17 protein-coding genes are annotated in these 18,127 nt (G+C 59.3%); 6 read left to right on the plus strand and 11 right to left on the minus strand.

Annotated features, from left to right (window positions below):
- Positions 1-204: 204 nt before the first annotated feature.
- The 7 genes from AB4Y71_RS06180 to pdhA all read right to left on the minus strand — a co-directional run bounded on the left by AB4Y71_RS06180 (position 205) and on the right by pdhA (position 9,189).
- Entirely contained in the window at positions 205-1,755 is a 1,551-nt protein-coding gene (locus AB4Y71_RS06180) for an ATP-binding cassette domain-containing protein (protein WP_441718769.1), read from the minus strand.
- A gap of 3 nt (positions 1,756-1,758) precedes the next feature.
- Positions 1,759-2,781, minus strand: a complete 1,023-nt coding sequence (locus tag AB4Y71_RS06185) for an ABC transporter permease (RefSeq protein WP_257997941.1) — start codon at positions 2,779-2,781, stop codon at positions 1,759-1,761.
- Positions 2,774-3,700, minus strand: a complete 927-nt coding sequence (locus AB4Y71_RS06190) for an ABC transporter permease (protein ID WP_441718772.1) — start codon at positions 3,698-3,700, stop codon at positions 2,774-2,776. Before AB4Y71_RS06190 ends, AB4Y71_RS06185 begins: the two co-directional genes overlap by 8 nt.
- A 192-nt stretch (positions 3,701-3,892) precedes the next feature.
- Positions 3,893-5,524: a peptide ABC transporter substrate-binding protein gene (locus tag AB4Y71_RS06195; RefSeq protein ID WP_441718775.1), complete on the minus strand. Its 1,632-nt coding sequence runs from the start codon at positions 5,522-5,524 to the stop codon at positions 3,893-3,895.
- A 196-nt stretch (positions 5,525-5,720) separates the two neighbouring features.
- A complete protein-coding gene (locus AB4Y71_RS06200) occupies positions 5,721-7,070 on the minus strand; it encodes a dihydrolipoamide acetyltransferase family protein (RefSeq protein WP_441718778.1) in 1,350 nt (449 codons plus the stop codon).
- Complete coding sequence (locus AB4Y71_RS06205) at positions 7,070-8,059, minus strand: alpha-ketoacid dehydrogenase subunit beta (RefSeq protein ID WP_441719220.1); 990 nt, start codon at positions 8,057-8,059, stop codon at positions 7,070-7,072. The genes AB4Y71_RS06200 and AB4Y71_RS06205 overlap by 1 nt, the downstream gene beginning before the upstream one ends.
- A gap of 14 nt (positions 8,060-8,073) precedes the next feature.
- Positions 8,074-9,189, minus strand: a complete 1,116-nt coding sequence (pdhA, locus tag AB4Y71_RS06210; RefSeq protein WP_013348340.1) for a pyruvate dehydrogenase (acetyl-transferring) E1 component subunit alpha — start codon at positions 9,187-9,189, stop codon at positions 8,074-8,076.
- 150 nt (positions 9,190-9,339) lie between these two features.
- On the opposite strand from pdhA, the gene AB4Y71_RS06215 reads away from it, so the two are divergent.
- On the plus strand, positions 9,340-9,813 hold the full coding sequence (locus AB4Y71_RS06215; RefSeq protein ID WP_441718781.1) for an Lrp/AsnC family transcriptional regulator: 474 nt from the start codon (positions 9,340-9,342) through the stop codon (positions 9,811-9,813).
- Between the two features lie 84 nt (positions 9,814-9,897).
- Here AB4Y71_RS06215 and AB4Y71_RS06220 read toward each other — a convergent pair whose 3' ends face one another.
- Both AB4Y71_RS06220 and AB4Y71_RS06225 read right to left on the minus strand, forming a co-directional pair.
- On the minus strand, positions 9,898-11,523 hold the full coding sequence (locus AB4Y71_RS06220; RefSeq protein ID WP_134780895.1) for a solute symporter family protein: 1,626 nt from the start codon (positions 11,521-11,523) through the stop codon (positions 9,898-9,900).
- Positions 11,524-11,868, minus strand: a complete 345-nt coding sequence (locus tag AB4Y71_RS06225; RefSeq protein ID WP_102598065.1) for a DUF485 domain-containing protein — start codon at positions 11,866-11,868, stop codon at positions 11,524-11,526.
- 196 nt (positions 11,869-12,064) lie between these two features.
- On the opposite strand from AB4Y71_RS06225, the gene AB4Y71_RS06230 reads away from it, so the two are divergent.
- The 4 genes from AB4Y71_RS06230 to AB4Y71_RS06245 are packed head-to-tail and all read left to right on the plus strand — an operon-like array spanning position 12,065 to position 15,885.
- Positions 12,065-13,246: a sensor histidine kinase gene (locus tag AB4Y71_RS06230; RefSeq protein WP_134780894.1), complete on the plus strand. Its 1,182-nt coding sequence runs from the start codon at positions 12,065-12,067 to the stop codon at positions 13,244-13,246.
- A gap of 29 nt (positions 13,247-13,275) precedes the next feature.
- On the plus strand, positions 13,276-13,992 hold the full coding sequence (locus AB4Y71_RS06235) for a LytR/AlgR family response regulator transcription factor (RefSeq protein WP_134780893.1): 717 nt from the start codon (positions 13,276-13,278) through the stop codon (positions 13,990-13,992).
- Between the two features lie 17 nt (positions 13,993-14,009).
- The gene (locus AB4Y71_RS06240) at positions 14,010-14,417 is read left to right on the plus strand and encodes a hypothetical protein (RefSeq protein WP_102598068.1); all 408 of its coding nucleotides are present in this window, start codon (positions 14,010-14,012) and stop codon (positions 14,415-14,417) included.
- The gene (locus AB4Y71_RS06245; RefSeq protein WP_441718784.1) at positions 14,383-15,885 is read left to right on the plus strand and encodes a sodium/solute symporter; all 1,503 of its coding nucleotides are present in this window, start codon (positions 14,383-14,385) and stop codon (positions 15,883-15,885) included. The genes AB4Y71_RS06240 and AB4Y71_RS06245 overlap by 35 nt, the downstream gene beginning before the upstream one ends.
- Here the strand turns inward: AB4Y71_RS06245 and AB4Y71_RS06250 are convergent.
- The gene (locus tag AB4Y71_RS06250; protein ID WP_441718787.1) at positions 15,882-16,832 is read right to left on the minus strand and encodes a DMT family transporter; all 951 of its coding nucleotides are present in this window, start codon (positions 16,830-16,832) and stop codon (positions 15,882-15,884) included. The two genes, AB4Y71_RS06245 and AB4Y71_RS06250, sit on opposite strands and share 4 nt — an antisense overlap.
- A gap of 39 nt (positions 16,833-16,871) precedes the next feature.
- Here AB4Y71_RS06250 and AB4Y71_RS06255 point away from each other — a divergent pair, with 39 nt between their 5' ends.
- On the plus strand, positions 16,872-17,375 hold the full coding sequence (locus tag AB4Y71_RS06255; protein ID WP_441718790.1) for a MarR family winged helix-turn-helix transcriptional regulator: 504 nt from the start codon (positions 16,872-16,874) through the stop codon (positions 17,373-17,375).
- A gap of 99 nt (positions 17,376-17,474) precedes the next feature.
- Here the strand turns inward: AB4Y71_RS06255 and AB4Y71_RS06260 are convergent, their stop codons facing one another.
- Positions 17,475-18,047 (minus strand): DivIVA domain-containing protein, encoded by a 573-nt coding sequence (locus AB4Y71_RS06260; RefSeq protein ID WP_038989718.1) that lies wholly within the window; start codon positions 18,045-18,047, stop codon positions 17,475-17,477.
- Between the last annotated feature and the right edge of the window lie 80 nt (positions 18,048-18,127).

An 18,127-nucleotide genomic window follows, 5' to 3' on the forward strand; every position in this document is an offset into this window, starting at 1 on the left:
GATTAAATCTGAAATATTCGTTGAATATGACGATCGTTCAACGGAGGTTAAGCGCAAAACGGGCTGGTGGAACCTTTCGGTTCCACCAGCCCATTGCTGGTAATCGCCGGATGCTAGATCAGCGAAGCACCTGGAATCGCAGCCAGCAGATTGCGGGTGTAGGCGCTCTTCGGCGAAGCGAAAATCTCATCCGCCGTTCCCTGCTCAACGATCTTGCCTCGTTCCATCACGCAAACGTTGTCTGCGATCTGGCGTACGACAGCCAAGTCGTGGGTAATGAACAGGTAGGTCAAGCCCATCTCGCGCTGCAGCTCGTCGAGCAGCTCCAGCACCTGGGCCTGCACCAGCACGTCCAGCGCCGAAACCGCCTCGTCGCAAACGATCATTTCCGGCTGCAAAGCCAGAGCGCGCGATGGCGATGCGCTGGCGCTGGCCACCGGAGAGCTCGTTCGGGAAGCGGTGCATGGTTGAAGCCGGCATGGCGACCTGTTCCAGCAGCTCCTTGACCTTCTTCTCGCGCGAAGCTGCGTTGCCAATGCCGTGGATGCGCAGCGGTTCTTCAATGGTGCGGAAGATCGAGTACATCGGATCCAGGGAACCATATGGATCCTGGAAGATCGGTTGCACGCGTCGGCGGTACTTGAACAAGTGCTTCTCGTTCAGATTGCCGATTTGTTCGCCATCGAAAATGATCTCGCCCGCGGTCTTGTCCAGCAGGTTCAGCACCATCTGGGCGATGGTCGACTTGCCCGAACCGGACTCTCCCACCACAGCGGTAGTGGTGCCCTTGGGGATCTCGAAGGAAACGTTGTCCACCGCAGTGAACTTCTCCTTCTTCCCGAAGCCCTTGCGGATGTCGAAGACCTTGGTCAGATTGCTGATCTTCAGCAGGGGCTCGGCCTTGCCAGGCACTACCTCGTCAACGATCGCCTCATGCTTGTCCCCGCGCTGTGCAGAGAGCGAAGGGGCGGAATTGATCAGGCGCTTGGTGTACGGGTGCTGCGGGTTGCGCAGGATTTCCAAGGCCGGGCCGTATTCGACAACGCGTCCCTTGTACATTACGACAACCTTCTCGGCGCGCTCTGCTGCCAAGCCCAGGTCGTGGGTGATCAGCAGCACCGCGGTGCCCAGCTCACTGGTCATGGTGTCCAAGTGATCCAGGATCTGTTGCTGCACGGTGACGTCCAGGGCGCTGGTTGGCTCATCGGCAATCAGCAAGCGCGGACGGCAAGCAAGACCGATGGCGATCAGCGCACGCTGGCGCATGCCGCCGGAGAACTCGTGCGGGTACTGGCGTGCACGCGTCTCAGGATCAGGCAAACCTGCGTCTGCCAGGACCTGGGCCACGCGCTTGTTCGGGTTGTCCCCCGCCAAGCCGTTTGCCTTCAGAGTTTCCTTGACTTGGAAACCGATCTTCCAAACCGGGTTCAGGTTGGACATCGGGTCCTGCGGCACCATGCCGATGTGGTTGCCGCGCAGCTCAACGAAGCGCTTTTCGCTGGCCTTGGAAATGTCTTCGCCGTCAAAGAGGATCTGTCCGGAGGAAACCCTGCCGTTGCCTGCCAGCAATCCGATAGCAGCCAACGCCGAAGTCGACTTGCCCGAGCCGGATTCGCCCACGATGGCCACGGTCTCGCCAGGCATCACGGTGAAGTTGGCGTCGCGCACTGCATGGACCGGGCCGTCAGGAGTGGAGAAGGTAATCGCCAGATCCTTGGCTTCCAGCAGCGGTTTTGGAGTTGCAGTTTCAGTCATTGCTTAGGCTCCCTTCCGGGCCTTGGGATCCAGCGCATCACGCACTGCATCGCCAAGCATGATGAAGCTCAGGACTGTTATCGAAAGGAACAGCGCTGGCCACATCAGCATCGTCGGGTTGTTACGCAGCTGGGTTTGCGCCGAGGAAATATCATTGCCCCAGCTCATGACGTCAGGTGGAAGTCCGACACCGAGGAAGGACAGCGTAGCCTCAGCCACGATGTACACGCCCAGGTTCACGGTGGCAACCACGATGATCGGGGCCAGCGAATTCGGGATGACGTGCTTGACCAGTGCGCTGAACTTGGACAGCCCCAGCGCGCGCGAGGCCTTCACGAAGTCCGCATTGCGGGCCTCGATCACAGCGCCACGGGTAATGCGAGCCAGCTGCGGCCAGCCGAAGATCGACAGCGTGACGATCACAGTCCATACGCTGCGGTTCTCGCGGAATGCAGGAAGCTGCATCACGATGATGGCACCAAGGATGAGAGGCAAAGCGAAGAAGATATCGCCCAGGCGAGCCAGGATGATATCGATCCAGCCGCCGTAGTAGCCGGCCAAGGCGCCGATCGCACCGCCGAGGAGCACCACAATGATGGTGGTGAACAGGCCTACGAGCAGCGAAGCACGCGTGCCGTAGATCGTACGGGCGTAAATGTCGCAGCCTTGCAGGTTGAAGCCCATGAAGTGCCCGGCACGCCCGGGCTCATTGGAGTTTTCCAGCAGGCAGGCCTGATTGCCATTCGGGTCGATGGAGGTGAACAGCTGCGGGAAAGCGGCAACGATGACGACCGCAAGGATCATAACCGTGGAAATGATGAACAGCGGCTGCTTGCGCAGGGAGCGCCATGCTTCGGCCCACATGGACAGCGGCTTGCCGGTTTCCTTCACCGAGTCCACTGCCTGCAGCGGAGTCTCATCCAGCGGAGCAACATAGTGCTCGATCTTGTACTTGGAAACCTTGCCGGCGCGGTTGCTGCGGATGGGCAGACCGTCTTCTGGGTTAAAATTCTGGTTCTCAGGCATAACGGATCCTTGGGTCAAGCAGTGCGTACAGCATATCCACGATGAGGTTGGCGAGCACGAAGACGATCACCAGAACGCCTACGACCGCGACCACCGTAGGGGTTTCGCCCTTTTGGATTGCTTGGTAGAGAAGATGTCCGACGCCAGGGACGTTGAAAATGCCTTCGGTGACGATGGCGCCTCCCATCAACGCGCCCAAGTCTGCACCTAGATAGGTTACGACTGGGATCAATGAGTTGCGCAGGATGTGCACGGTAACGACGCGGTTGCGGCTAAGGCCCTTGGCAGTGGCGGTGCGCACGTAGTCAGCTGTCTTATTCTCGATGACCGAAGTGCGCGTCAGGCGCAAAACGTAGGCCAGCGACACGAGTCCCAGTACCAACGCAGGCAAGATGAGCTCGCCCCAGGTCGCAGCGCCGGAAACGGTGGGCTTGGCCCATTCGAGCTTGACGCCGACAACGAACTGCAGCAAGAAGCCAAGTACGAAGGTTGGAACTGCGATTACCAGCAGCGATGCAACTAACACAGTGGAATCAAACAGCTTGCCCTTGCGCATACCGGCAATAACACCGAAAAGGATACCGAAAACCGATTCGATCAGCAGAGCAAGAATTGCCAGACGAGCGGTTACGGGGAAGGCGCGAGCCAGCAGGTCGCGGACTTCTTGGCCGGAGAACGAGGTTCCCAGGTCCAACGTCACCAGGTTCTTCAGGTAGAGGCCATACTGAACCCAGAATGGCTTATCCAAGTTATATTGCGCGGTCAGTGCGGCCTCGGTTGCCGGACTCATCGGCTTGCCGCCTGACAAGGCGGCAATCGGATTGCCAGGGGTTGCGAAAACCAGGAAGTACACCAGCAATGTTGCGCCGAGGAATACCGGGAACAACTGCACGATTCGCTTCAGGGTAAAACTTAACATGCTTGCATCTCACCTCGAGATACGTGAGGGCACAGGGCCATAATTATCCTCTTTCCGTCGAATAATTAATCGACGTTTATTATTGCGAGGCAGGACAAACACGCCAAAGGGAGACCCTGAGGTGCTCGGGTCTCCCTTGACATGTTTTCAGCCCATTCCCCACCCAGTGAGCAGGGGAGAACCGAAAGAAACTTACTTGCCAGTGATCTCGTTGTACAACGGAACGCCGTTCCAGCCGAACTCGACGTTATCCACGTTTTCGCTCCAACCACCCTGGACCGCCTGGTACCACAGTGGAATAGCTGGCAGATCCTTGAACAGGATCTCCTGGGCTTCGTTGAAGATCTTCGCGCCTTCAGCTGGATCGGTAGCCGCAAGGCCCTCGCTCAGCTTGTTGTCGAATTCTTCGCTGGAGTACTGGCCGTCGTTGGAACCTGCACCGGTGCCGAACAGCGGGCCCAGGAAGTTGTACAGCGATGGGTAGTCAGCCTGCCAACCGGTACGGAACGCACCGGTCATCTTGTGGCTGGTGACCTTCTCGCGCAGTTCCTTGAAGGAAGAGAATGGCTTTGCCACGGCGTTGATGCCGAGGTTGCTCTTCAGCTGGTTCACGACGGCTTCGACGTATTCCTTGTTGCCGGCGCCATCTACGTTGTAGCCGATAGAGAATTCATCGCCGGACTTCCACTCGCTGATTGCGTCTGCTTCGTCCCACAGCTTCTTCGCTGCATCCGCGTCGAAGTCCGTGACTTCCTTGCCTGGGATGTCGGCTTTGTAGCCTTCAAGCACCGGCGCGGTGAAGTCATCAGCCTTGACCTTGCCACCGCTGTACACCTTATCGATGATCAGCTGGCGGTCGATGGCACGGGAGATCGCTGCACGGCGGAGGTTGCCCTCTTCGCCTTGCTTGAAATGATCAAGGTAACCCGGGATGGTGATGGTCGCGTTACCGGCGTAAGGCGAGTTGACGGAGCGATCGCCCAGATCCGTGGCATAGGAAGCCAGCGAGCTAGGCGGGATTTGATCCAGCACGTCGAGGTTATTCGAGAGTAGATCGTTGTATGCCGAATCGGTGGACTGGTAGACCTTGAAGTCGATGCCGCCGTTGGCTGCCTTTCGAGGACCGTCATAGCTCTCGTTGACATCCAGCTTCAGATTGACGTCGTGGTTCCACTCGGTCAGCTTGTATGGTCCGTTACCCACTGGCTTTTCGCCGAAGGCCTTTGGATCCTCGAATGCAGCTTCAGGCAGTGGCATGAAGGCGGTGTAGCCCAGACGCAGCGGGAAGTCCGATTCCGGCTGGGACAGCTCGACGGTGAAGGTGGTGTCATCCACGACCTTCAGGCCTTCCATCTCTTCCTTCTTGGAGCCTTCCTTATTGACCTCGTCGAAGCCCTTGACGGACTCGAAGAAGTACGAGTTCAGCTGTGCGTTCTTCGCGGCTGCACCGAAGTTCCAGGCGTCTACGAACGAAGCAGCGGTTACTGGAGAACCATCGGAGAAGGTCTGATCGGCCTTCAGCTTGATGGTGTAGTTCTGGGAGTCTTCAGTCTCAATGGACTCAGCGAGTTCATTGACTGGTGCACCGTTTGCGTCGTAGCTAACCAGACCGGTGAAGATCAGGTCCATGACACGTCCGCCACCAACTTCGTTGGTGTTAGCCGGCAGAAGGCCATTCTGCGGCTCAGTGGTGTTTGCGGTAACGACGTACGAGCCGTCACCTTCGCCGCCAGCGGTTTCATTGGAACCGCCGCCGCAAGCCGACAGGGTCAACGCCAAGGCTGCGGATAATACGACAGCCTTAGATGCGTGCGAGTATCGCATCCTATTTCTCCTCAACAGATCGTTGCTGCTTCTGCATTTCGCAGAGCCGTGCGTTCAGGCGTGAGCCAGGGCACGTAGTGAATGAGATTACATCAAACAATGCGAAACAACCAATGAATAGTCATGAAAGCAATGCTTGAAATTGGTTTTCTAACCCGACTGAATATATTCCAGCCGGGCCAGCTAGTTGTTATCGTCAAATAAAAATATTCATCATTCTGGGGTCTTCCAGAACGCTCCCGACACCTGCGAGGAACTCGCTTGCTTCCTTCCCGTCGACCACTCTGTGATCGAAAGATAGAGCCAGTGTCATGGTATGGCGAAGAGCCACTTGGTCTTGGTATTCCCAAGGCCTGCGTTTGACTTGGCCTAGAGCCAAGATGCCGGATTGCCCAGGAGGAAGAATTGGAGTTCCGGCATCAACGCCGAAGACTCCCACGTTGGTAATAGAGAAGGTGCCGCCTGTCAGCTGCGCTGGAGACAGAGTCCCTTCACGGCCCTGCAGGATAATCTCGCTCAGTTCCGCTACCAGCACCGGCAACGTCTTGGCCTGAGCATTTTTCAGCACCGGAACCAGCAGGCCGCGGTCACTTGCCACAGCCATGCCCAAATTAACTGACCCGAACTCAATGATTTCGTCAGCTTTTTCATCCCACGTCGAGTTCAACGCCGGATAGGTCTTCAACAACCGCGTCACCACCAAGGCGGCAAACGTAGTGATATTCAGCTTCACGTCCTTGAGCAAGCGGTGCGCGCGCATCCGCTCAACCAAGTCCATGGAGTCGGTAACATCCACGGTCAAGAATTCTGTGGCGTGCGGCGCAGTGAAGGCTGACTGCACCATGGCTTTGGCGGTGGCTCGTCGAACTGCGGTGATCTTCACATGGCGATCGACTTCTTGTGCAGCCAGCGCTGGGGCGGTTGAAGCCGACGAGGCCGGCGCAGCAGCACCGCCTGATTCAATAGCCTGCTCCACGTCGCGCCGCAGAACCAATCCATCTTCACCGCTACCGGACAACGACGAAATATCAATGCCGTGATCACGAGCCAGCTTGCGAACCGGTGGCGTGCAGCGCGTGACAGCACCTCCTGCGGCCTTATGAGCCGCTGGCATCTTCGTTGCTGGTGCCGGGCTTGCTGCCGGAACTGGTGTCGATACCGGGGCCGGGCGCGCGGCTGGCGCGGTACGGGATTTGCGCGTTGGGCGATTCCCGGTGGCCGCAGGTGCACCGTAGCCCACGAGGGTCGGGGTGCGTTCAGCGGTTTTCTGGCCTTCGCCCGGGCTTTGGCTCTCGGCTCCCCCAGGTGCATCATCAAAGGTCACCAGTGCACCGCCAACCTGCACGGTTTCACCTTCGGTGGCGTGCAGCGCCTGGACGAATCCAGCGAAAGGCGAGGGCAGCTCCACCACTGCCTTGGCGGTTTCCACCTCGGCGATGATCTGGTTCAGCGCCACATGCTCGCCAACCTTGATTTTCCAATTCAGCACCTCGGACTCGGTCAACCCTTCGCCGAGGTCTGGGAGTTTGAACGTTTGGGCGGTCATCACTTGGCAGCTCCTTCGGTTGCCTCGTGGTGGCGCATCACGGTGTCCACCGCGTGCATCACTCGATCAAGATCGGGAAGATGATGGCTTTCGAGCCGCGATGGCGGATACGGGATGTCGAATCCGGTCACGCGCAGCGGTGCATGCTCCAGATAGTCGAAGCAGCGTTCGGTGATCTCGGCACAGATTTCGGCGCCAATGCCACTGGTGCGGCTGGCTTCATGGACCACCACCAGCTTGCCGGTGCGCTGCACCGAAGCGGCGACGGTATCAATATCCAGCGGGTCCAGGGTCCGCAGGTCGATGACTTCCATGCTGATCCCCTCATCTTCAGCCGCCATAGCGGCGTCGATCAGGGTGTAGGTGGTCGGACCGTAGCCAACCACGGTGACATCTTCACCTGAACGGATGACCCTGGCCTTGGGCGAACCATCGGGGGCCGGGGCTGCAAGTTCCGCGTCGGTCTTCTCGTGATAGCGGCGCTTGGGCTCGAAGAAGATGACCGGGTCATTGCAGTCGATGGCCTGGCGCAGCATGGTGTAGGCGTCTTCAACGCTGGAGGGCGCGAAAACACGCAGTCCGGCGGTGTGCGCGAAGTAGGCTTCCGGGGATTCAGAGTGGTGTTCAGGCGAACCGATGCCACCGCCATAAGGAATACGTACGGTCACCGGCATCTTTACCCGGCCCTTGGACCGGTAGTGCATCTTGGCCAGCTGGGATACCAGCTGATCGAAGGCAGGGTAGGTGAACCCGTCGAACTGGATCTCCACCACCGGGCGGTAGCCACGGTAGGCCAGGCCAATGGCGCTGCCGACAATGCCGGATTCGGCCAGCGGGGTATCCACGACCCGGTGCTCGCCGAACTTGTTCTTCAGCCCGTCGGTCACGCGGAAGACTCCGCCAAGCGTGCCGATATCCTCGCCGAGCAGGATGACCTTTTCATCCTCGGCCAGTGCGTCATGCAGCGACTTGTTCAGCGCTTTGAGCATGGTGGTTGCCACGGTTATTCTCCACCTTCAAATTCTGCCAAGTAGCCAAGGTAATCCCGGGCTGCGCGTTCGGTTGGTTCATGCTTCTCGGAATAGACGTTGGTAAACAGCTCTTCCACCTTGGGGTCTTCCATGGTGGTGATTGCAGCCCGGAGCTTCGCGGCCAGTTCATCGGCTGCATTCTGTGCCCGCTGCTCGTAGGACTGCACATCGGCACCCATCTCGTGCAGGTATTTCACCAGACGGTCAATGGGGTCCTTGGCCTTCCACTCTTCGAGCTGTTCGTTCTTCCGGTAGCGGGTCGGATCATCGGCGGTAGTGTGCGAACCCATGCGGTAGGTGACCGCCTCGATGAAGGTCGGACCCAAGCCATTGCGGGCGTGATTCAGCGCCGCCTTGGTTGCCGCGTAGACGGCGAGGATGTCATTGCCATCCACTCGCCAGGTCTTCAGCCCGAAACCGTGGGCACGGTCAGCAATCTGAGTGCGGCTTTGCAGGTGCACAGGCTCGGAAATGGCCCACTGGTTGTTCTGGCAGAAGAACAGCACCGGCGCCTGGTAGCTGGCGGCGAAGACCATCGCCTCATTCACATCACCCTGGCTGGTGGCACCGTCGCCGAAGTAGGCCACGGAGACCTGCTTGCCGCCGTCGAATTTGATGCCCATGCCGTAGCCGGCTGCGTGCAGCGCTTGGGAACCAATCACAATTTGCTGGCAGGCGATGTTGACTTCGTTGGGATCCCAACCACTGGCCTGGGCTCCGCGCCAGACGCTGAGCAGGTCCTCGGCCTTCACTCCCCTGGCCCAGGCAACGCCGTGCTCACGATAGGAAGGGAAGATGAAGTCATCATCCTCGGTGGCGCGGACCGAGCCGATTTGCGCGGCTTCCTGTCCCAATAGCGGAGCCCATAGGCCCAGCTGGCCCTGTCGCTGCAGGGCGGTGGCTTCATTATCCATGCGACGCAGGACAACCATGTCGCGCAGGAAATCTGCAAGGTCCGCCTCTTTGAGGTCCTTGAGATAGTGGTCAAGTTCTTCGTCCGGGATTCGTTTCCCGTCGACGTTCAGCAGCTGATGCGTGGGTAGGCATCCGGCGGCTACGTCAATGTGTTGTGTGGACACGATCGGCATCCTTACTCTCACGTAGTCGGTTGCGGGTTTTTATTCACAAACACCGCTTAATGTGATGCTACTCACGCTAGGCAGGATGCACAATGGTGTTTTTAAAATTAGAGCAAAACGCACTGTTTCTGTGGCCCAACCAGTGCTAACGTGCACATTATGCAACTCTTGGACAGTACCGACCGGCGCATCCTGCTCACCCTATCCACGACGGCCAAGCGTACCGGTTCAGCAATCGCCACCGCGTTGAACCTTGGACGCAACACCGTGCAGACACGCATGACCCGTCTGGAGAATGAAGTCCTGGATTCGGTGGACCGCCGCATCCCGCCCGAAGCACTGGGCTATGGGCTGCTTTCCTTTGTCGAGCTGCACGTTGAACAACGCTGCCTCGAAGAGATAGCGGCCAAACTGGAATCCATCCCCGAGGTGCTTGAAGCCCACGGCTTGACCGGCTCGGCCGACATCTTGGTGCGCGTTGCCGCCAAGGACGCCGAGGAGCTGTTCCGGGTTCACGGCCAGCTGCTGCACATTGAAGGGGTGAACCGTGCCGACTCGGCACTGTCCATGGCCGAACTGGTCCCCTACCGCACCACCGCGTTAATCAAGCACTCGCTGTCCACTGACGCCTGATTGGCAGCACAGCACAAAGTCCCGGGAACCAGCCTGATGGCTGGTTCCCGGGACTTTTGCTATGCAGTTTCTGGATTTATCCGCTTAGTGATCGACTGCCTTTTCAGCGCCGACACCGGTGAGCGAACGAACTTCCATTTCCGCCTGCTTGGTGACATCTTCGATGCCCTTATCGGTAACCGAACCCAACCAGCCCAGGAAGAAGGCCAGCGGGATCGAGACGATGCCCGGGTTAGCCAGCGGGAAGATGACCATATCGACGCTCGGGATCATCGCGGTCTCGGAACCGGAGAACACTGGCGAGAAGATGATCAGCAGCAGTGCCGAACCAAGGCCGCCATACATGGACCAGACTGCACCGCGGGTCTTGAAGCCCTTCCAGAACAGCGAGTACAAGATGGTTGGCAGGTTGGCCGATGCGGCCACTGCGAAGGCCAGTGCTACCAGGAAGGCCACGTTCTGGCCCTGGGCACCAATGCCGCCGGCGATAGCGAAGACGCCGATGACCAGTACCGTACGGCGGGCCACCTTCATTTCCTTCTCCGGGGTGGACTTGCCCTTGGCAATCACCGAAGCGTAGACATCGTGTGCGAACGAAGCCGCCGCGGTGATGGTCAAGCCTGCCACCACAGCAAGGATCGTTGCGAAGGCTACTGCCGAGATCAGACCCAGCAGGACGGTGCCGCCCAGTTCGTAGGCCAGCAGTGGTGCAGCCGAGTTCACGCCACCCGGTGCAGCCGCGATCCGGTCTGGACCGATCAGTGCGCCAGCGCCGAAGCCCAGGACCAGGGTGAACAGGTAGAAAGCGCCGATCAGCCAGATGGCCCAGACTACGGACTTGCGGGCTTCCTTCGCGGTAGGCACGGTGTAGAAGCGCATCAGCACGTGCGGCAGGCCTGCGGTACCAAGAACCAGGGCCAACGCCAGCGAGATGAAGTCCAGCTTCGAAGTATCCGAAGCACCGTACTTCATGCCCGGGTTCAGGATCTCAGGGTTGCCGGCAACTTCAGCTGCCTTGCCCAGCAGCTCGGAGAAGTTGAAGCCGAACAGCGCCAGGGTCCACACGGTCATGATCAGCGCGCCGGCGATCAGCAGGCAGGCCTTGATGATCTGCACCCAGGTGGTGCCCTTCATGCCGCCAACCAGTACGTAGAGGATCATCAGCGCACCGACGATCACGATGACCAGCGACTGGCCCAGCTTCTCGTCGATGCCCAGCAGCAGCGAAACCAGCGCACCAGCACCAGCCATCTGCGCCAGCAGGTAGAAGACGCAAACTGCCAGGGTGGAGATTGCCGCCGCGATGCGCACCGGGCGCTGCTTGAGGCGGAAGGAGAGCACATCGGCCATGGTGAACTTGCCGGTGTTGCGCAACAGCTCAGCAACCAGCAGCAGTGCGACCAGCCAAGCGACCAGGAAGCCGATGGAGTACAGGAAGCCGTCGTAGCCGTTGATGGCGATAGCGCCGACAATGCCCAAGAAGGAAGCTGCCGAGAGGTAGTCGCCGGCAATTGCAGTGCCGTTCTGCGTTCCGGTGAAGGAACGGCCGCCAGCGTAGTAGTCCGCTGCGGTCTTGTTGTTCTTTGAAGCGCGGAGCACGATCACCAAGGTGACGCCCACGAAGGCCACGAAGATGGCGATATTCACCAGCGGGTTGCCGACCTGGGTCGATTCGCCGGCAGCCTGGGCCAGGATACTGAGCTGGTTCATCTAGTTCACTCCCTCGCGCTCAAGGCGTTCGCGGATCTTACTCGCCTTGGGGTCGAGCTTCTTATTTGAAAAACTAACGTAGGCCGCGGTGATCGCGAAGGTCGACACGAACTGCAGCAACCCGAGAACAATGCCCATGTTGATGTTGCCCAGGACCTTGATGGACATGAAGTCGTGGGCGTAGTCGGCTAGCAGCACATAGGCGAAATACCAGACGAGGAAGAAGACTGCCATCGGGAAAACGAAGCTGCGATGCGTCTTGCGCAGTTCTTGGAATTCCTCGGATTGGCTCTCCTTGACGAAATCAACGTCAGCTGCGACGTCGTGTTCCGGGTTGGCACTCATGATGCCCTCCTTGAGCGAGTTGTTGGCGTGACTAAACGCACACCGATTTTGTGACTAAGTTCACTATTGGCGATAAATCCATCGGCGACTAGGGGGCATGAACCGTTCATGGCTCAACGGACTACTTTCTGCGCCCAACGGCATTCACTGGCGCGCTGAGCGGTCAGCGGATTTTCCGGGCTCTAAGATGGAGTACATGTCTCCAGCGCTGCAAATCACCTTGATCGCCGCCATTGTGGTGGTCGGTATCGCTCTTGTGGGCTACTTCGGTTTCAAGATCTCCCGTTCTACCAAGGAGATGGGAACGGATATCGAGGAAGCTACCTACAAGACGCTGCACCACATGTCCGTTGCGGTCCCCCACTTGGAACGCGGGCTGACCGAAGACGGTGCGGCAAAGAGCGCCAAGGCGCTGCGCCGGCTGCTGAACTGCCAGGCCTTGCTGATCAGCGACACCACCCATGCACTGGCAACGGATGCAGGGGTCGAGTTCACCGCCGAGTGGGAGGAAGAGGCCACCAAGGTTTCCAAGAGCGCACTGGCCACTGGCAAGACCCAGGTGGAACGTTCTTCGGGGATGGACTTCGTCTCCGCTCCGATCACCGTGGGTGATCAAAGCGTGGGAACGGTAACAGCCCTTTCACGCCGGGCCGGGGCCAGCTTTGTGCGGGCAGTTTCCGAGGTCGCGGTTTTTGTTTCCGCGCAGGTGTCCACCGCGCAGCTCGATGAATCCAAGGCCATGCTGCTCGAAGCGCAGATGCGCGCCCTGCGTGCCCAGATCTCCCCGCACTTCATCTACAACTCGCTGAACGCGATCGCGTCCTTCATCAACACGGATCCGGCTCGCGCCCGGGAACTGGTCATCGAGTTCGCCGACTTCACCCGCTACTCCTTCCGCCGACGCGGAGAATTCACCACGCTGGCCGAAGAGCTGGAAGCCATCGACCGCTACCTGCTACTGGAAAAGGCCCGCTTCGGGGAGCGCATCAAGGTCTCATTGCAGATCGCACCCGAGGTGCTTCCCACCCAAATTCCGTTCCTTGCCTTGCAGCCGCTGGTTGAGAATGCGGTGCGCCATGGGCTGGAGGCACGGCCAGATGGAGGGGTCATCTCCATAACCGCCACCGAAGACGGATTGCACGCAATTATCAGCGTGGAAGATGACGGCATGGGCATGGATCCCGAGCAGCTAGCCAGCGTCCTTGCTGGCAACACCCCAAATATGCACGTTGGCTTGCGCAACGTCGACTTGCGCATGCGCCAGCTCTACGGCAACTCCAATGGGTTGGTCATAGACACCGCCCCGGGGGCCGGAATGCTGATCACTTTGCGGGTTCCAAAGTTCCGGCCTCCCAGCACAATCACCTCGGATGTTTAGAAAATCCCAGTAAACGGTAGAATTTTCGCATGATTAACGTGGTGGTCGCCGATGATGAACTTCCAGCAGTAGAAGAAATCGCTTTTCTGCTCAGCCAGGATTCCCGTATCGGGAAAATTCACCGCGCCACCTCTGGTGCCGCGGCGTTGAAGGCCCTGGAGGAGAATGCGGTTGACGCGCTGTTCCTGGACATCCACATGCCTGCCTTGTCAGGATTGGACATCGCCCGCGTCATCTCCCGATTCACCAATCCCCCGCTGATTGTCTTTGTCACGGCCGATGAAGACCAAGCCTTGCAGGCTTTCGAGCTAGCCGCCATCGACTACGTGCTCAAGCCCATTCGCCCGCAGCGCTTGGCTGAATCGGTCCGCCGTATCTGCGAGCTGGTCGAGGAGTCTCCGGCCAAGCCGGAAATGATCACGGTAGACCAAGGCGGGATCACCAAGCTGATTCCCCGCGCTGACATCGCCTACGTTCAGGCCCAGGGCGACTACGCCCGGCTGCATACCAAGGATTCGAGCTACCTGATCCGGGTTCCGCTCAACGATCTGGAACAGCAGTGGGGCGAGTCCGGGTTCGTCCGGATCCATCGTTCCTACCTGGTTTGCATGGAGAAGATCGAGACGGTCCGCCTGCAGACCGGCAAGGCCGCAGTGGTAGTCAACGGCACCGAGCTTCCAATTTCACGTCGTGCCTTGCCCTACCTGCGCGAACGTCTGGCCGCTAACCGCGTCCGCCCGCTGTAGGAAGCAACTGGACTTCCATGGAGCAACTACCCCAAAGCGAGAGCCTGCACGATCCGCAGGTGCCCGGCCGATTCGCTGAACAGCGTCCGCAACGGGTGCGCGTCCAGGCTCCCCAGGACGCGTCTCTAACAGTCTCCCCTGACCGTCCCGAGCACACGGCCGAGGAATTCTATGTGCGCCAGCTGATCCGTTCCCAGCTGCGCCTGGCCTGTGCCGTCGCAGCGGGCCTGCTGGCACTGCTGGTAGGCATCAGTGCGCTGCTGGTCTTCTGGCCGGTTTTCGAGGACATCCATCTGCTGGGCCTGCCCCTGCCGTGGTGGGTTTTGGGGGTAGGCATGTATCCACTGATCATCGTGGCCGGCATGCTCTACAACAAGGCCGCCGAACGCAATGAAGAACGGTATCGGAGCATCAGCCGTGGCTAACCTGCTTTCCGTCTCCTCGCTGGTCTTGGTCTGCGTGACGACCATGCTGATTGCCTTCCATGGGCTGCGCCTGTCCCGCACCACCTCGGACTTCTACGTTGCCTCGCGCACCGTGCGCCCATGGTGGAACGCCTCGGCGATCGGAGGCGAATACCTCTCGGCAGCCTCCTTTCTGGGTGTTGCCGGGCTGATTGTTTTATCCGGGCAGTCGGGATTGTGGTTCCCCATCGGCTACACCGCAGGCTATTTGATGCTGCTGTTGTTTGTGGCCGCTCCGCTTCGTCGCTCGCGCGCCTATACAATTCCCGATTTCGCGCAGATCCGCTTCGAGGGCTCCACGACGTTGCGGAAAATCACTACCTACCTGGTGGTGGTCATCTGCTGGTTGTATATCGTCCCGCAGATGCACGGTGCTGCGCTCACGCTGTCCATTGCTACCGGCTTCCCCAGCTGGGTTGGTCCGGTCATTGTCGCCTCGGTGGTGTGCGTGACCGTGCTGTCCGGTGGCATGCGCTCGGTAACCTTCGTTCAGGCCTTCCAATACTGGTTCAAGCTTGCGGCGCTGGTGATCCCCACGATCTTCTTGCTCTCCCGGGCCATTCCCGAGCATTCGGCCGCAGAACGTACGCAGTCCTTGTACACGCAGTTGGAGTCCGTCAATGCGATGAACCTCTACGAGACGGTCTCCATCATCCTGGCCCTGCTCTTCGGCACCCTGGGCCTGCCCCATGTGCTGGTGCGCTTCTACACCAATCCCACGGGTCAGGCAGCGCGTACCACCACGGTGATTGTGCTGTGCCTGCTCTCCGCTTTCTACCTTTTGCCGACAACGCTGGGTGTCCTTGGCTTGCTCTATACTCCGGACCTGGGGGCCACCAACGAAACCGACGCCACGATCTTGCTCTTGCCCGCACGGCTCTTCGACGGTTTCCTGGGTGATGCCTTGACCGCCATCGTGGTCGGTGGCGCCTTTGCAGCATTCCTCTCGACCACTTCCGGGTTGGTCGTCTCCCTGGCCGGGGCACTCTCGCAGGAGTTCTTCTCAGGCACTGTGCGGGGCTTCAGGATCTCGACCGTGCTGGCTACCGCACTGCCGGTCTTTGTCGCTGTGGTCACCAACTCACTGGCGTTGGCAGGGGCCATTGGCAATGTCTTTGCTTTCACGGCATCAACGATCTGCCCGCTGCTGCTGCTGGGCATCTGGTGGCGTTCGCTGACCGCACGCGGAGCCATCGCTGGCCTGCTGGCCGGTGGCATCTCCTGCGGACTAGCCCTGATGATCGGGGCTTTCTTGCCGCGCGAGGATGAGATGTGGATCCACCTGCTGCGCCAGCCCGCGGCTTGGACCGTGCCGCTGGCTTTCATGGTGATGATCTTCGTTTCCCGGCGTACCAATCGAAGCGTTCCGGCGAACGTAGAACGGGTCATGGCCTTGCTCCATGTCCCGGATTGGCGCGCAAAGCTCTAGCAAGAGTTCATCGGCTGCCCTGCCGGATCTTTGGCTTCCGCTGCTACGCGTCTGGCCTTAGTGCTGGGCACGGAACGCTTGGTAATCCCCAGCACTACTCCCCCAAGCACAAGACCCATGCCCACCAAGCTTGGGAAGCCGAATCTCTCTGCAGCCAAGAGTGTCCCGAGCAGGACTCCGGTCACTGGATTGAGTAAACCGATAAGGCCCACTGACGCTCCGGGGAGATGACGCAAGCCGGTAAACCATGCAAGGTAGGCAATGGCCGTGGCAACCTGGCTGACATAGCCGAAACCCGCGACTTCCTGCATCTGGAGCATTGGAGGCGCCCCGTGCACGAGCCATGCGCAGGGAACCAGTACCGCACCTCCGACCACCAGCTGCCAGGCCGTCACGTGAACAAGCGGCACTCCCGCAGACCATCGCTTGGTCAAGATGAAGCCGGCGCTTGAGAGGACCATGGCCACCAGTGACCAGGCAATGCCGGATAGCTCCACACCGCCCTGAGGGTCGAACACCATGATGCCTACACCAGCGAATCCCAGCAGTGCTCCGAACAGAGGCCCACGCGTTGGACGCTCGCCGAGCAGCGGCCAGGCCAAGAGCATCAGCACACCGGCCGAAAGTGCCATGGTGGTCGAGGCAATTCCGGATGGCAGCAGCTGCGCTACGACATAGATCAGGGCAAAGAAGGCCGAGATATTCATAATTCCCAAGACCGCAGACTTCCACCACCAGCTGCCGCGCGGCAACTTCCTGGCGATCGCCAGCAACACCAATCCCGCGGGCAATGCACGGATTGCAGCGCCCCACAACGCCACGTCCGCGGGAAGAAATTCCTTGGTGACGTAGTAATTAGAACCCCACGCGATCGGGGCGAGCGCGGTCAGTGCCATCCAGCCCCAGATCTGAAGCCGGGGTCTGCTGAATTCCAATTTATCTTCCATGGAAACTACTTTAGCTTCCATGGAAGATATAATATAGGCATGGAGCCAAAAGACCACGTATCGCGCATTCAGCAGCAATGGGCAAAGCAGCGCCCCGATCTGGACTCATCGCCCCAGGGAATCATCGGCAGGCTGCATCGATTGGCAAATTATCTGACCGAAGAACTTTGCATGGTCTATGCGGCCCACGGACTGACCGAAGCCGAATTTGATGTCCTGGCAACCTTACGACGTGCAGGCCACCCATTTTCGCTCCCCCCAGGCGAACTCGCACTGCAGACAATGGTGACCACCGGTGCCATGACCAAGCGGATCGACAAGCTCGTAGCCAACGGCTGGGTCACCCGTGAGCAGTCGGGCGACGACCGGCGCGGACGGCGCATCAGCTTGACCGCAAGCGGCCGGGAGAAAATCGATCAGGCGTTCACTGCCCACATGGACAATGAAAAGCGCTTGGTCTCCCAGCTCCCAGCGGCCGACCGTCCAGTCATCGAAGCCTTGCTGAAAAACTGGTTGGCGCACTACGAACAGCCGGGCTCTTGAGCTTTAAGCCCGTGACTTCTTCTAAACTAGAAAGCGGATGGCCAAGGGAAATCATTCCCTCGGACATCCGCTTTAAAGCTTGTGTGCTTGCGATATTTGCTAGTCGATGGAAGCCATCAACTCGACCACGCGGTCGAGGAAGGCATCAACCTGCGACTCTTCATAGCCGTCGGTTCCCTGCGCAGAGCGGAACTCCACACGGCGTACGGTGTCCACGGCCATTGGCACATCGTTCTCGAAGTAATCAATGAGCTGGTCGCACAGGCGATCGACGTCTTCGATGTTGTAGCTGGAGGCGTTGGAACGCGAAGGACGGCGGAAACGTTCGCCCTTGGCACGGTGCAGGCGTCCGCGCAAGATGGCAGCCAGACGGCCCACCTGCTGCAGCCAGACTTCCTCACCCTGATGAGCGATCAGGTCATCGCGCTCGCGCTTGGCAAAGACATCTTCCAAGCGATCCAGCGCGCCGTCTACTTCACGAGCTTGGTATCCGCCCTTCTGCGGTGCAAACGTGGTGCGGCGGATCAGGTGGCTGGTGACCACACTGTCGTCGTTTCCTCCGCCGTTGAAGGTGGCTCGGGCACGGCTCAAGAACGCATCAACTTGCTTTGCGTTGTAGCCGAATTCCGAGTCCGGCACGCGGGAAAACGGAGCATCTTGCTGCTGCGACACGACAGTTCCTTTTTCTCTAGAGAGATGTCAGTTGGGCACCGCTGTTAAGCGCTGCTCCTCATATTCTATTGGCTTGAGCC

Source organism: Glutamicibacter sp. MCAF14 (assembly GCF_052114325.1).
Taxonomy (GTDB): Bacteria; Actinomycetota; Actinomycetes; order Actinomycetales; family Micrococcaceae; genus Glutamicibacter; species Glutamicibacter arilaitensis.